Annotated in this window: 16 protein-coding genes and 1 pseudogene; all 17 read left to right on the top strand. The window is 35.8% G+C overall.

The window, feature by feature from the left end; translation table 11 throughout:
* Window positions 1–11: 11 nt before the first annotated feature.
* The 17 genes and pseudogenes from RU86_RS06095 to RU86_RS06015 all read left to right on the top strand — a co-directional run bounded on the left by RU86_RS06095 (window position 12) and on the right by RU86_RS06015 (window position 13,981).
* Complete coding sequence (locus RU86_RS06095) at window positions 12–2,360, top strand: hypothetical protein (RefSeq protein ID WP_096814531.1); 2,349 nt, start codon at window positions 12–14, stop codon at window positions 2,358–2,360.
* The gene (locus tag RU86_RS06090; protein WP_096814530.1) at window positions 2,357–3,415 is read left to right on the top strand and encodes a phage tail tip lysozyme; all 1,059 of its coding nucleotides are present in this window, start codon (window positions 2,357–2,359) and stop codon (window positions 3,413–3,415) included. Before RU86_RS06095 ends, RU86_RS06090 begins: the two co-directional genes overlap by 4 nt.
* Window positions 3,416–3,425: 10 nt before the next feature.
* Window positions 3,426–3,854: a hypothetical protein gene (locus tag RU86_RS06085; protein WP_096814529.1), complete on the top strand. Its 429-nt coding sequence runs from the start codon at window positions 3,426–3,428 to the stop codon at window positions 3,852–3,854.
* A gap of 14 nt (window positions 3,855–3,868) precedes the next feature.
* A complete protein-coding gene (locus RU86_RS06080; protein WP_096814528.1) occupies window positions 3,869–4,207 on the top strand; it encodes a hypothetical protein in 339 nt (112 codons plus the stop codon).
* On the top strand, window positions 4,204–5,019 hold the full coding sequence (locus RU86_RS06075; RefSeq protein ID WP_096814527.1) for a hypothetical protein: 816 nt from the start codon (window positions 4,204–4,206) through the stop codon (window positions 5,017–5,019). Before RU86_RS06080 ends, RU86_RS06075 begins: the two co-directional genes overlap by 4 nt.
* A gap of 34 nt (window positions 5,020–5,053) precedes the next feature.
* Window positions 5,054–5,572, top strand: a complete 519-nt coding sequence (locus tag RU86_RS06070) for an antirestriction protein ArdA (RefSeq protein WP_096814526.1) — start codon at window positions 5,054–5,056, stop codon at window positions 5,570–5,572.
* A 25-nt stretch (window positions 5,573–5,597) separates the two neighbouring features.
* Complete coding sequence (locus RU86_RS06065; RefSeq protein WP_096814525.1) at window positions 5,598–6,539, top strand: DNA cytosine methyltransferase; 942 nt, start codon at window positions 5,598–5,600, stop codon at window positions 6,537–6,539.
* Complete coding sequence (locus RU86_RS06060) at window positions 6,536–6,937, top strand: hypothetical protein (RefSeq protein WP_096814524.1); 402 nt, start codon at window positions 6,536–6,538, stop codon at window positions 6,935–6,937. The genes RU86_RS06065 and RU86_RS06060 overlap by 4 nt, the downstream gene beginning before the upstream one ends.
* 11 nt (window positions 6,938–6,948) lie before the next feature.
* Window positions 6,949–7,167: a hypothetical protein gene (locus tag RU86_RS06055; protein WP_096814523.1), complete on the top strand. Its 219-nt coding sequence runs from the start codon at window positions 6,949–6,951 to the stop codon at window positions 7,165–7,167.
* A 5-nt stretch (window positions 7,168–7,172) separates the two neighbouring features.
* Complete coding sequence (locus tag RU86_RS06050) at window positions 7,173–7,367, top strand: hypothetical protein (RefSeq protein ID WP_096814522.1); 195 nt, start codon at window positions 7,173–7,175, stop codon at window positions 7,365–7,367.
* A 39-nt stretch (window positions 7,368–7,406) separates the two neighbouring features.
* Window positions 7,407–7,685: a hypothetical protein gene (locus RU86_RS06045; protein ID WP_096814521.1), complete on the top strand. Its 279-nt coding sequence runs from the start codon at window positions 7,407–7,409 to the stop codon at window positions 7,683–7,685.
* 88 nt (window positions 7,686–7,773) lie between these two features.
* Window positions 7,774–9,036, top strand: a complete 1,263-nt coding sequence (locus tag RU86_RS06040; protein WP_096814520.1) for a tyrosine-type recombinase/integrase — start codon at window positions 7,774–7,776, stop codon at window positions 9,034–9,036.
* A gap of 784 nt (window positions 9,037–9,820) precedes the next feature.
* On the top strand, window positions 9,821–10,597 hold the full coding sequence (locus RU86_RS06035; protein WP_096814519.1) for a Wzz/FepE/Etk N-terminal domain-containing protein: 777 nt from the start codon (window positions 9,821–9,823) through the stop codon (window positions 10,595–10,597).
* A gap of 9 nt (window positions 10,598–10,606) precedes the next feature.
* Complete coding sequence (locus tag RU86_RS06030) at window positions 10,607–11,302, top strand: polysaccharide biosynthesis tyrosine autokinase (RefSeq protein ID WP_096814518.1); 696 nt, start codon at window positions 10,607–10,609, stop codon at window positions 11,300–11,302.
* 55 nt (window positions 11,303–11,357) lie between these two features.
* Window positions 11,358–12,122, top strand: a complete 765-nt coding sequence (locus RU86_RS06025) for a tyrosine-protein phosphatase (RefSeq protein ID WP_096814517.1) — start codon at window positions 11,358–11,360, stop codon at window positions 12,120–12,122.
* A gap of 26 nt (window positions 12,123–12,148) precedes the next feature.
* A pseudogene (locus tag RU86_RS06020) lies at window positions 12,149–12,835 on the top strand (sugar transferase).
* 3 nt (window positions 12,836–12,838) lie between these two features.
* Complete coding sequence (locus RU86_RS06015; protein ID WP_245810486.1) at window positions 12,839–13,981, top strand: glycosyltransferase; 1,143 nt, start codon at window positions 12,839–12,841, stop codon at window positions 13,979–13,981.
* Window positions 13,982–13,992 lie beyond the last annotated feature (11 nt).

The raw sequence follows: 13,992 nt of genomic DNA, 5'->3' as shown, positions 1-13,992 counted from the left end.
GATGGATAGATATGAAAAAAATAATCGCAAAGATTATCATCGTACTCGCTATTTCTTTATCGTTTTCTATGACTGCTTTGGCACAAGATTATCCTCAATCCATTGATACAGGTTTAAATCGCTGGGAACTGATTGATAAAGAAAAAGGTTATTATGCGTACAAGTATAATATCTCAGGTGATCATTATGATACCCGAATAGCGACCTATGAAGAAGTGATGAAAGAGGTGGCTGCGCATGAAAAAGAGTCTGAGATGGCAGAAACTCAAATGACTGTCTTGGGTAATCTCTTTAATCAAGTAGCGACTGCGGATAATCCTAGTGAAGATCAGCTGAGAGGGCAAATTGAAATCGTGCAAGCTGAGATCAATAAATTACCTAAAGGGACGGCAAGAGATAGACTACAAGGTCAGCTAGACAATTATAAGCGACAACTAGCTGATGCGATTGATAATGCCAAAGCCTATGCGGAGGCGCAAGTCATGTACGCCAAAGCTATAAAAGCTGATGATATTAGCGATTTGTCAGTCTATACATCCTATATGTATATTGAGGACGGCTTTTTCAGCACAAAGGATATTTTCCCCAAAATTATCAACGCAATCGTCCAAGCGATTTTTTTTATCCCAAAATTGCTTTATTTCATTGTGGCTAAGACGCTGACCTTGATCAGTAGTCAATCTGCAATGGGACAAGTTAATGGCGTTGTGACAACTTCCAAAGATGTCTTTGATAAGGTGCTAGATATTGCCTATCCTTATTTAATCTTCTTTACCAGTTTTATCTTCTTTAAAAAGTTTATTAAAACTGGTAGTACGGGACGTGCGCTCATGAGTGCGGGTAAGTACCTCATGCCTTTCTTTGCGGGCGCGATTCTCTACGCTAATATCACATTAGACGGACAGCCTACGACAGTCATGGCAGGCGGCATAGCTACCGTAAAAAAGGTGACAGATGAATTTACCTCTAGAGTCATCAACAACTTGTCAGTCAATGGCTCACAAATTACGGTGGACGAGAAAAATAATCTGACCGCAAATTCAGTAGAAACTTTGAAAGCGGGAATGTTTGATGCCGTCATCAAGAAACCTTTTGAGGAGATGAATTTCAAAACTGGGAGTATCAAGGGAAACCAAGATATTCTCAACACGGAGTTACTAGCAACTAAAGGCAAGCCATCTAAAGTTGAGGAGTTCAAGAAAAAACACGAGGCTGAAAGTCGGTTGAGCTTTGTCTCAGTTGGTGGTAAATTTCTTGTGGCGATTGCAGCAGCATTTAAAGGAATTGTACTGACTGTCTTAATTGAGGGAATCTTGATTATGAGCTATGCGATGAATTACTTTGTGATCCTTTTGTTAGCATTTTTAGTGATTATCTTGATCCTTGTTTTGATCCCTAAGTTTTCACACGTTTTGAGTAATTTTCTAAAAACCCTTGGTGTCTTTACAGCACTCGGGTCAGCCGGTTTACTGGGGACTCAAATACTACTTTATGTCAATGGTCGAATTGAATCCGGTACAAATAGTATGAATTTGGGTTATTTCTTGACAGTTGTTGTGCAAATTGTCATCTGGACGATCATCTATAAAATGCGACACCATATTTTTGGCTTTCTCAAAAAAGGTCAGGCGAGTGTACGGGGTGTTGCGAGAAGTCTTAAACCTAAGTCCGGTAATCGCGGTTTTAAAGGAAAGTCAACGGCTAAGCGAGAACAAGCAAGTAAGATGTTTAAGCGAACTGGTGCAGGCGCTAAAAATAGTTATCAAGTTGCTAAAAAAGCGGGTCAAAAAACAAAAGCCGGTTTTTACAAAGCAAAAGATTTTGTCAAAACTGGTGGTAATAAAGATGAGATGACTTTTAATGCCAAAGAGCGAAAAAATAAAGATAGCTTGAAAAATAAAGATAAGCGCAAACAAGCACTTAAAGAAGTTTACGCTAATCATCGTGACGAATTGTTGAAAAATCCTGATAAAAAAGAGGAAGTCCTGAAAAACCAGAGAAAGGCTGACTTTATGGCACAGCGTCAAAAAGAACGTCAAGAAAAGAATCGTCAGGAACAAATGAAAAAAGGGATTATTCGTGAGAAGGGGACGACTAAAACGCAACCACGGGAGAACTATCAAAAAGTTCAAGAGCGCTACAAACAGGAAGCTCAGGGTGCAAAATTACGAGATCGGGCTAGATCAGCCAAACAGAGTAAACCACTATCTGAAAGTTACCAACCTCGAAAAGTAACGAAAAAGGTTGATACAAGTCTCAAAGATAAGAAAAAATCTAAACCAACACAGGATAAATTACCAAGCGGTATTGAGGTTGAGCGAAAAAATAAAATCAAGAGCAAGGTTGGTAAGGTGTTATGAAAAAAATCAAAAGAAGGTTAGCAATCCTATCCCTTGCTTTCTTAGCGTTCATTCTTTTTCTTGTCATGATTGTGGGTGGCAGTGCTAGTGGTGATAGTGAGGGCTTTTCAAGCAGCGCAGGAGGCTTAAATCTTACCGCAAAAGACCTCGCAACTAAAGCCAAAGTCTCAGAGGAAAAGGCACAAAATATCATAGATATTGCTAGTCATTTGTTGTCTAAGGAACGTTTCACACTTCAAGGCACATCTGGTGCATTAGCTGTCGCAGAACGTGAATCAGGATTTGATCCTGAAGCGGTCAATGATTCAGGTGGTGTTGCAGGAATTTTCCAATGGTCGGGTTGGTCAAACAACATTAACGGTAATAGGTGGGCGCAAGCTGAATCTAGAACCTTGTCAATGGAAGTTGAGTTGAAACTTGTGTCTAGCGAGTTAAACGGATCATACAGGAAAACTAAAGACCTTGTTAGCGTGTCAGAAGACCCTAGACAAGCCAGTTTAGACTGGTCACTCTATTATGAGGGTGTTGCTTTAAGTGACGGTCAGACAAAGGCTGATGAGCTTCAAGACAATGCTCAAAAATGGTATGACCTGCTTAAAGATTATGTTGGCTTTGAGGGCGATGATAAAGATATTGCTGGTGTCATGTCAACGAAAATCCCTAGTGGTTGGGAGATTGATACACCTTATAATGGCAAAGCCTATGAGGGTTCAAATGCTTATCCTGAGGGGCAGTGCACTTGGTATGTTTATAATCGCGCTTATCAAGTCGGTGTAAAATTTGATTCATATATGGGTAATGGCGGCGCATGGTCAGGTAAATCAGGATACACGGTTTCGCATGAACCCAAAGCACAGACAGCGCTTAGTTTTTTACCAGGGCAAGCAGGTGCAGATGTTGCTTATGGGCACGTGGCCTTTGTGGAGGCGGTTAAAGATGATGGGACTGTCTTAGTCTCGGAGATGAATGTAGTTGGAGTAGCACCACTAACTGTTTCTTATCGCGTGTTTTCAGATGATGAGGCTAAAAAATTTTGGTTTGTGGAAGGTAAGTGAGGATATAACGATGACACTAGAAAATGACATTAAAAAAATAGCAAGTCTGATTTACGATCAGCTAAATGAAGATTCCTATTTATGGACTTATGACACCATGGATGAAATGGGCGTACCCGAAAAACTTCAAGAGGAGGTCGCAGAAAAACTGTTTTCCTTAGCAAGTGATTATGATATTGGATTGTTGGGTGTTGCTTTTGAACATAGCGATAACGATGGTGCTTTAGGATATTGGGGATTATTAGGTTGTTCCGTAGATGAAATAACGATTTATGATTGTGTTTATGAAGTGGTAGAAAAAGAGTCTTTAGGTGATATTGATTATACTAGCACTTTCGTTAAAAATTTCGTATCTAAATTCAATGCGTGTGTTGACTATTTACAGGCAGAAGAAAGTAAATTGCTTAAATCATTAGAAGTACAAGGTTATAAGTATTAGTGAAGTGAGGTAAAATGGCAGATGAATTTAATACACTCGTTGCGACCTCTTTTGAGATTGAGCGTGAATATCGAGTCAAAAAAATAGAAAATGTGACGATTGGGGTAGCGATTAAAAAGCGCCCTTTTATTGTCGTCAACATTGGTAATATTTACTCAAATATGGTGGGGATTGATACTTTTCTATACGAAGAGGATTTAACATTAATCGAGAGTAGTCAACTGGGAAAATATAATTTAGATAGTCTAATGATTGCGAATCATGCAGTATTGGATCATCAAGAAGAAATTGAGTTGGCATTGGAAAATATCAAGGAACGCTATTTGGAGGAACTTGAAAGAGGTGAGAAATGAAAAATATTAAGCAAATAATGATTAGTATGATTAAGAGAATTAGTAGCACAACAATTACTCAACGATATTTTGTGAGTAGTGTTGTGTTTTTGTTTGGTGTTGGTTTCTTGATCCTAGCACAGATTAGCGGGGGAGAAAATACTAAAAAATTTCAAAGTCAAAGTGATGAAAAGACAGTGTTGAGATGGTCTCAACTATCGAAAAAGCAAGTTGTCGCATCTGAAACTGAAAGCCAGAAAATGATTGAAATGGGTGAAACTTTAAACTCAGAAATCGAGGTAACTTCTCAATCAGAGCCTGCCTCCACCGTTATCGACAAAGATACAACTGTTGAAAATGTTGTCACCACAAGTGCACCGATTATAAGTGTTAGTGCAGAGGTTGTTAATCGCTGTGGCACAACTGGTAGTCCGTTATATCACGACGGCTTACCATCCGCAAATGAGGTTACCTCACTCACATTTAATAGCCAGGATGGTAATGTGACTACTTTTGATTATTATTTTAAGGATATTTTATCTATTCCTAGCTATGGTCGTCAGGCTGAAGGGATTCAAACGGGACAGCTGATTGTGACAGTCCATAATAATGGTACAGCAACAATTAGAATCACAGGTGGTGTGCCACAAGTCACAAACGTGGGTTCGGAAGTGGTTGATATCCAAAGCTATTCGGTGGGAGAGACGCGGACAATTGATGTCGCTGCGGGTCAACAGATTCAAGGTTTACTTGTTCAACAGTCTTTTGGGCAATCGCCGTTGGGATCAGTTGATAATTTATCAGGAGATTATTTATTGACCTTCAATAAGTAATGTTTGAATACTGAGAATTAATAAGGAGTAATGAATGAGCCAAGAAATAAATATTTGGGTTTCAAATCTTGGAAAATATAACGAGGGGATTCTTCAAGGGGCATGGTTTACATTGCCAACTGAAATGTCTGAAATTCGCAAGAAAATCGGATTGAATGAGAGGTATGAAGAATGGGCGATTCATGATTATGAAGCCCCGTTTAAGATTAGTGAATATGACGATATTGGTACATTAAATGAGATTGCGGAATTGATTGAAGAAACAGAAATCCCAGATGTCGTCTGGAATAACATGAGTGAACTACTTGATTATTTTAGCGGCTCAGTACCAGATTTGATTGAGAACTGTGAAAACTTTATGATCAATTCAGATATTGAAAATGAGTACGATTTGGGGCAGGCTTACATTGAAGATCTTGACATAGAATTTCCCCGAACTTATCTAGGGAATACCATTGAATCGTATATTGATTATAAATCTCTTGGCAGGGATATAGCATTGTCATCACAAGGTAAATTCTTAGATGGATGCTGGGTAGAATATATTGGATAAATAATGCAAAAAGAAAGCAGATAATATGACAATAAAAATTTTAGAACTTTTTGGTGGGATTGGTAGTCCGAGAGTTGCGCTACGCAATCTTGGCATTGATATTAAATCAATAGATTATGTCGAAATTGATGCGAAAGCAGTTGCATCTTATAATGCCATTTTTGCCTCAGACTTAAAATATAAAACACAGTCGGTCATTGATTGGGAGTTGAAACCTGACATTTTGATACACGGCTCACCTTGTCAAGACATCTCAATTGCCGGACGGCATCTAGGCGCGGATGCGGGGAGTGGGACCAGATCAAGTTTAATGTGGGAAACGCTGAAAATCATTGAGAATTTCGGTAAATGGCAGCCTAAAATTGTGATCTGGGAAAATGTCAAAGCTGTCCTATTTAAAAGTATGAATGAGAATTTCAACAAGTACCTACGAGAAATGGAGAGTTTGGGTTATACCAATTCTTATGCGGTTTTAAATGCACTGGATTTTGGACTACCACAACAACGTGAGCGTGTTTTTACGATCTCTATCCTAAATGGTAAGGCGTTTGATTTCAACTCACTGGAACGATTACCTATGCGTCCACTTTCAAATTTCATAGAAAAAGATGTAGATGAAAAATACACGATTAAAGCGCCAAGTATGCTTGATCGAATCGGGTCACCTTCGGATAAAAAGAAATTCAAAGGTTACCTGAAAATTATTGATGACAAGGTTTACACGATTACAACAAGTCAAGATCGTGTCCCTAATAGCGGCGTGATTGATCTAGGTAATGGAAAATATAGGGTACTGACTGAAAAAGAGTGTTGGTTATTACAAGGGTACTCTACAGATGATTTTGAAGCTGCAGCTAAAGTGTCAAGTAAAACTCAGCTTTATAAACAGGCTGGCAATAGTATTCCTGTACCGATTTTTGAAAGTCTCTTTAGAGTGCTTTTGAAAGATTTTGAGGAAGATTTTTGATATCAAAATTAAGTCAAGAAGAAATAAGTAGATTCAAACGTCACCTTGTAGCAACAGTTAATAATTTAATAGATAGAAGTTTTCTGGACTATATATCGGACGGTGAAGCATACGCGGAAGAATTTGAGCATAATGTTCAAAACTATGTGGATGCCTATGGTTTGAAGGCGGCTTATGATTACTGGAATAACATTCCTTCAGGCGAATCTATCAATGTAGATACGAGTTGGTATGATGGTTCAGAATTTACCTCTATAGAAAATTATGTTGAGAATATCTTATACTCTGAAATTTGCATCAGAGAGTTTGCATCGGATGAGTATATGGAGTATTTAGATGAAAATTTGGATGAATTCATAGAAATTGCGAAAGAAACAATTCGTACATTTTTCGGATAGGAGTGGTACATATGACAAAAATTGTAAAAAAAACAAAAAATCACTGTCCAAGATGTTTAAGCAGCGATCTAGAATTTTATGACAGCTATGGTGAGTATGATAAATTTCAAAAGTATGTAAGTCAATGTCTTAATTGTGGTGCAAAAGTTGAGGAACGTTATAAAAAGGTTTATATCAATTCAATAGCTACTTTCAAAGAAGATGATGACTATGAAAAAATTGAAAGGTAAGTTAAATGAGTAGAGAAATTTTAGGTCATAGAGAAGGTGTTTGTCCAAATTGTGAGAGTACTGAGTTTGATGATCAAATTTTTGATGATGTAGATGAATTTAGAGTTTATTCAATGACTTGTACAGTTTGTCATGCTGAAATCAGAGAATGGTATAAGTGCTGCTACGACGAAACAATTGCCACGATTGACGAAGAATAGTGAGGAATAAAAAAATTGGGGATAAAAGGGGAGGCAAATATGGATAATACAAAAATAGAAAAATTTAATGAAAAGTTTTTAATTGCAAATATTGAGAAACAGTTATCAATATTGATTGATTTAATTATTGATAAGAGAGATTCAAAACCGTCTCTAGGAATCTTGACTCAAAAAGAGCTCTTAGAGCAATTAAATATTGCACTTAACACATTAAAAAGTTGGGAGTTAAAAGGTTTAAAACGATTAGAGCCACCAATAGAAGGAACTAGAACAGTATATTATAAAGTGAGTGATGTTATTCTTTTTTTAGAAAATTAAAGATAAAAGTGGTAGAATAGAAGTATCTAGATAAAAGGAGAATACTTATTTTAGCCACTTTCGAAACGCTAAATCCGGAAGAGGCAATATGAACACTGAAACCATTATCCATAAAGGAAAAAAAGTTTTAAAAAAGACAAAAAATAATGGATCAATTAGTTACACAATAAAAGGCGCATACATTGGGATTGATTCGAAGACTGGTAAAAAGATTACAAGTACAATAACTTCTCGAACCCTTAAAGGACTTGATAGAGAACTCGTAAATGCAAGGTTAAATTTTGAAGAAAATGGTTCAACTAGAAAAGAGAACATTCAAATAAACAACTTTTCTGAATTGGCAGAAGTATGGTTTGAAAGTTATCAAAATTTAGTTTCATCAGAAAATACAATTAACCGAGTTAGGGGGTATGTTTATACTTACATCATTCCAAAATTTGGAGATTATATTCCGAGTCAGATCGAACCGTCAGATATTCAAATCTGGGTTGATTTTCTTGCTAAAAATGCAAGAGAATCTATTGATTTAGAACTAAGCGCTAAAAAAGGGAAGGCACAAGATTTTGGAGCTGTCATTCACAAGTTATCAGATATTTTTGATTTTGGGATCACCAATTTTAGACTTGAAAAAAATCCAGTTTCAACAATAAAAATACCACCACGACCAAAAAGCAATAAAAAGCGGATAAAAGTTTTACATGATGATGAACTAAGTACTTGGATAAAATTTTTAGCTACCTTGCCTAATAATCGTGCTAATAATCGTTTTAAATTGATATGTGACACTTTGTTAGCATCAGGTTTGAGAATTAATGAGCTGCTTGCTTTAACGATTGCTGATCTTGATAGTGACTTGTCTGAAATATCAGTGAGTAAGACGTTGATGTGGAAAAATGCCAATAAAAAAACTGGGACGAAAGGTAGAATGATTTGTAAACCTACGCCCAAAACAGATGCAGGAAATAGAGAAGTGGCTGTACCAAACGAAATTATAAAGAATCTTAGAGAATGGTACGATGAAACGACTAATTACTTCGATAAACATGAGTTACCAAAATCAGATTTGATATTTCCGACTATTCATGGCAATTTTATGACTGATAGAAATGAAAGAAAGACTTTAGGAAAAAGACTTAAACTAGCTGGATTAACGGAATACGGTTTTCACTTATTCCGCCATACTCATGCGTCATTACTGTTAAATGCAGGTGCGAACTGGAAAGAGCTACAAGTTCGCTTGGGACATAAATCTATTATGACAACAATGGATTTGTATGCTGAATTAGCACCTAAAAAGAAAACAGAAACAGTTAATTTGTTCGTCAAAAAAATGGAATCTCTATCAGCATAAAACAGACACATCATTAGCTATCTTTTCCAAATAGTAGAATAAAATATACTAGAGCTTGGAAATTTTTATATGACTACCTTTATGACTACCTTTTTATACTTTAGTAAACAAAAAACGAAAAGCCCTTATATAGCAAGAGCTTTGAAGGCTAAAATTTAAGTAATGTTATTTTTAAAGAAGTTAAATAAGCAAACGGCTATAGAAAAAAAGCGTGGGAATTATTTCCTGCGCTTTTTTTGTGCTGTCAATAAACAGTGGGAGATCACTAAAATGCGTTTGATAATCGGCATCAAGTCATCAAAAAAACAGTACGATTATTAGGCCCCAAGTCAAGAAGTGGGTATGTACAATATTAAATCATTTTAATTAAATCTTAATACTAGGTTGAAAAGGCGCTAGAAATAAGCTATAATTGGTTTGCTGTAGATTTTTTAATGATAGCATAATATAATGTTAAAAAAATAAGTTTTTATGCTAGTTATGCAGTTAAAAATAAACCTAATGAAGCTATTTGTGATGAAGTTGCGCATTCTTTTTAAATTTAAGGCATAAGTTTATCTTGATTTATAGGGGATGTTAAACGTATGACATTTAGTTTTTTGTTCTAGTTGATTAGCTGTTTTTAGGAATATATGGACATTGCTGAATTGCAATCAATAAAGTAACTATGGTAATTAATTTAGTAGTTACTTTGAAAATTGCTAAAGTGACGATGCTATTGGAATTAAATGTTCTTACAGCTAAGTAAATTTAAAAAAATTAAGTATGAATTATTGGAGATGACATGCAGGAGACACACGAACAAACAATTGATTTAAGAAGTATCATTAAACTGATTCGACAACGATTAGGTTTGATCCTATTAAGTACGCTAGTCGTTACAGTAATAGGTTGTATTTATATATTTTTTATAGCTAGACCTATATATACAGCCACAACTCAATTAGTTGTTAAGTTACCAAATTCTGAGAATTCAGCTGAATATGCTGGACAAGTTAATGGCAATATCCAGATGGCAAATACGATCAATCAAGTGATCGTAAGCCCAGTCATTCTGGATAAAGTACAACGTAATTTAAACTTGCCTAACGACGCTTTTCAAAAGAAAGTTTCCGCATCAAACCAAACAAACTCACAGGTTATCATACTGACCGTTAAGTATGGTGATCCTTATATCGCCAAAAAAATTGCGGATGAAACAGCAAAAATATTCAGTAGTGATGCAGCAACGCTGTTGAATGTGACCAATGTTAATGTTTTATCTAAAGCTAAAGCGCAGACCAGACCTGTTAGCCCTAAACCAAAACTTTATTTAGCAATATCTGTTGTTGTTGGGTTGATTTTAGGTGTCGGTATCGCTTTCCTTAAGGAAGTCTTTGATAACAAAATTAATAGTGAAGCAGATATTGAATCTCTTGGCTTATCAGTGCTCGGTGTGACAACATATGCTCAAAAAAGTGATTTTGTAAAGAGTATCAATAAAGTAGAAAAAAATGAAGTGCCAACAAGTTCACGAAGTGAGCATGATGCACAACGACCAGTAAAAAGAAGAAGTAGGTAGGAGTTTAGCATGTCAAAAATACAAAAAGATGTAGATAATAATAGAGCTATTATTACGAGTGTCAACCCACAATCACCTATTTCTGAACAATACCGCACAATTCGTACCACAGTTGAGTTTAAAATGGCAGATCAAGGGATTAAGAGTTTTCTAGTCACCTCATCAGAAGCATCTGCGGGTAAATCTACAACAGTTGCTAATTTAGCGGTTGCTTTTGCACAACAAGGTAAAAAAGTATTAGTCATCGATGGCGATCTTCGTAAGCCGACTGTTAATAGAACATTTAAGGTGCAAAATAGAGTAGGACTGACAAACGTTTTGATGAATCAGTCTTCAATTCAAGATGTTTTACAAAGGACAAGAGTTTCTGAGAACCTGACAGTTATCACCTCAGGCCCTATTCCGCCTAATCCTTCAGAACTGCTCGGATCCAATGCAATGAAGCAATTACTTGATGCTGTGACAGGGCATTTTGATCTTGTTTTAGTGGATACACCCCCTCTTTCTGCGGTTACGGATGCGCAAATATTAACTAGCTATTTAGGTGGCGTTGTCATTGTTGTTCATGCTAATCAAACAAAGAAAGATGACTTGTTCAAGACCAAAAAATTGCTTGAACAAGTCAATGCAAATATTTTAGGCGTTGTCCTGCATGGGACCGAACCGAATGATTCAGCATCTTACTACTACTATGGTGTAGAGTAGTCAATCTTGATTAGTCGTAAATTAAACAATGTAAAGTAGACATGCGGGGAGAAACATGATTGATATTCATTGCCATATTTTACCAGGGATAGATGATGGGGCTAAAACAGCTGACGATACTTTGACGATGCTTAAGTCAGCAATTGACGAAGGCATCACAGTGATTACTGCGACACCTCATCTTAATCCTGAATATCATAATGAAGCTCCCTTGATTTTGGCTAAAGTCAAAGAAGTGAAAACAATCATTGATGAGAATCAGTTGCCTATCCAAGTTTTACCAGGTCAAGAAGTCCGAATATATGGTGATTTATTGAAAGATTTTTCAGATGGAAAATTGTTGACAAGTGCGGGTACGTCAACTTATATGTTGGTTGAATTTCCTACAAATCATGTCCCTAGATATGCTGGGGAACTTTTCTACAATATGAAACTGCAAGGGATTCAACCCATTTTGGTCCATCCTGAACGCAATAGTGGCATTATAGAAAATCCTAATTTACTGTTTGAGTTTATCGAACAAGGTGTCTTAAGTCAAATTACGGCATCAAGTGTAACGGGGCATTTTGGGAAAAAGATACAAAACTTAACCTTTCAGATCATAGAACACCAGTTAACACAATTCGTTGCATCTGATGCGCATAATGTGACATCTCGTGCATTTAAGATGAGAGAGGCCTTCGATATTATTGAAAAAAAATATGGGGTTTCAAAAGCACAATGCTTTAAAGATAATGCAGCATCAGTTGTGTCAAATGAAATAATTTATTTAGATAATCCAACACGAATTAAAACAAAGAAATTTTTCGGATTATTTTAAGGGGTTATGAAAGAATAAGGTGAGAAATGGAGACTATTAGCGGAAGCTGCATCAATTTAGTAGACAAACAACAAGTAGTTCCTTTTAAGAAATTTTCAATTCTTGAAAAAGGCATAAAAAGAAGCCTAGATATTATTGGGGGACTAGTCGGGGCATGTTTGTTTTTGATAGGGGTGTTGTTTCTTTTTATACCGTATCGAGTATGTTCGAAAAAGGATCGCGGTCCTATGTTTTATAAGCAAGAAAGGTACGGTAAAAATGGCCGGATTTTTCATATATTAAAATTTAGAACGATGATTGTTGATGCGGAGCACTATCTAGACCAGCATCCTGAGGTTAAAGCAGAGTATCATGCTAGTGGTAATAAATTAGCAAATGATCCCCGAGTGACTAGGATTGGTGCGTTTATTAGATGATACTCAATAGATGAACTGCCACAATTCATTAATGTTCTTAAAGGGGATATGGCATTGGTTGGGCCGAGACCGATACTCCTATTTGAAGCAAAAGAATATGGTCAACGCCTGTCCCTTCTGCTCATCTGTCGGCCTGGTATAACAGGGTATTGGACAACACATGGCAGAAGTAAAGTGCTTTTCCCTGATAGAGCAGATCTTGAACTCTACTATCTCCAATACCATAGTACTAGGCATGACATCAGGTTACTCACACTGACAATTGGACAAATGATTAAAGGATTGGACGCGTATTAAAGGGTGATAAAGAAAAAAAAAGAGAGATTATTACTGATAAATCAAAGCGGAAAAGGTGGTTTAAGGACGCATTTATGTGATCTTATGCTTAACCTTGATTACGAAATATTTGATGTGTGGATTGCTTATAATGATGATGAAGTTGATGAAATATTTAGACAAACAATAAAGCAATTATCTGGAAAGGTTACTCCAGTATTAATAAATAGTTTTGTTAGGGAATTAAATTTCAATCAAGATATAAGAGCATATTTAAAATTGAGTAAATTAATAAAGGAAATCAAGCCAGATATTGTGCATTGCCACAGTTCTAAAGCAGGAGTTTTAGGAAGATTAGCCGCTAAAAGAAGAAAAGTAAAAAAAGTATTTTATACGCCACATTGGTATTCGTTTTTATCACCGGAGTTTTCTCGAATAAAAAAAAGAATATTTATTGAAATCGAGAAAATACTCAGTATTCATATGACCACAAAAACATTTAATACATCTAAAGGCGAAAAATATTCTGCTCTTGGTTATAAAATTGATAAAGATAATAAATTTGAAGTTATTTACAATGGTTTACCAGATATAAACTTTCCTAGTAAACAAAATTTAAGAAAAGAATTAGAAATAGCAGATAATGTTTATCTATTTGGTAATACAGCTAGATTGAATCATCAGAAGAATCCGGATTTGTTCTTAAAAATAGCTCATGAAGTAATCCAAGTAGATAATAATATACACTTTGTATGGATTGGGAATGGCTCGTTAGAAACTGAAATTAAAAACAGAGTTGATAGTTATGATATTTCTGATAATTTTCACCTACTTGGCTACAAAGAAAATTCAGAGATCCTTGTTGCCGGATTTGATGCTTTTTTATCAACATCTAATGGAGAAAGTTTTGGATACTCTGCTGTAGAAGCCTTGAGGGCAGGAGTTCCAGTTTTACTTTCAAATGTCATGGGGCACAACGAAGTTACTATACCGGGGATAAATGGTGAATTATTTGAAATTTCAAACCACGAAAACTATTACGAAATGATAAAAAACTTCATTGATGAAGCAGGTAGTCTTTCTAAAGAAACAATAAAAAATAGTTTTAAGACTAGATACTCTCTTGAATCCATGGTTAAAAAAATTGAAACCGAATATTATAATTAAAAAATAGATTA

Origin of the sequence: Pseudolactococcus piscium (assembly GCF_002441695.1) — a bacterium.
In the GTDB taxonomy this organism is placed as follows: Bacteria; Bacillota; Bacilli; order Lactobacillales; family Streptococcaceae; genus Pseudolactococcus; species Pseudolactococcus piscium.
Note: the sequence above shows the minus strand (reverse complement) of the source record. Positions and strands in the feature narration are given on the sequence as shown.

Coding starts and splice junctions, on each gene's coding strand:
- RU86_RS06025 (WP_096814517.1), top strand. CDS start 11,358: ATGATTGATATTCATTGCCATATTTTACCAGGGATAGATGATGGGGCT.
- RU86_RS06090 (WP_096814530.1), top strand. CDS start 2,357: ATGAAAAAAATCAAAAGAAGGTTAGCAATCCTATCCCTTGCTTTCTTA.
- RU86_RS06040 (WP_096814520.1), top strand. CDS start 7,774: ATGAACACTGAAACCATTATCCATAAAGGAAAAAAAGTTTTAAAAAAG.
- RU86_RS06070 (WP_096814526.1), top strand. CDS start 5,054: ATGAGCCAAGAAATAAATATTTGGGTTTCAAATCTTGGAAAATATAAC.
- RU86_RS06055 (WP_096814523.1), top strand. CDS start 6,949: ATGACAAAAATTGTAAAAAAAACAAAAAATCACTGTCCAAGATGTTTA.
- RU86_RS06075 (WP_096814527.1), top strand. CDS start 4,204: ATGAAAAATATTAAGCAAATAATGATTAGTATGATTAAGAGAATTAGT.
- RU86_RS06050 (WP_096814522.1), top strand. CDS start 7,173: ATGAGTAGAGAAATTTTAGGTCATAGAGAAGGTGTTTGTCCAAATTGT.
- RU86_RS06045 (WP_096814521.1), top strand. CDS start 7,407: ATGGATAATACAAAAATAGAAAAATTTAATGAAAAGTTTTTAATTGCA.
- RU86_RS06095 (WP_096814531.1), top strand. CDS start 12: ATGAAAAAAATAATCGCAAAGATTATCATCGTACTCGCTATTTCTTTA.
- RU86_RS06085 (WP_096814529.1), top strand. CDS start 3,426: ATGACACTAGAAAATGACATTAAAAAAATAGCAAGTCTGATTTACGAT.
- RU86_RS06080 (WP_096814528.1), top strand. CDS start 3,869: ATGGCAGATGAATTTAATACACTCGTTGCGACCTCTTTTGAGATTGAG.
- RU86_RS06030 (WP_096814518.1), top strand. CDS start 10,607: ATGTCAAAAATACAAAAAGATGTAGATAATAATAGAGCTATTATTACG.
- RU86_RS06065 (WP_096814525.1), top strand. CDS start 5,598: ATGACAATAAAAATTTTAGAACTTTTTGGTGGGATTGGTAGTCCGAGA.
- RU86_RS06035 (WP_096814519.1), top strand. CDS start 9,821: ATGCAGGAGACACACGAACAAACAATTGATTTAAGAAGTATCATTAAA.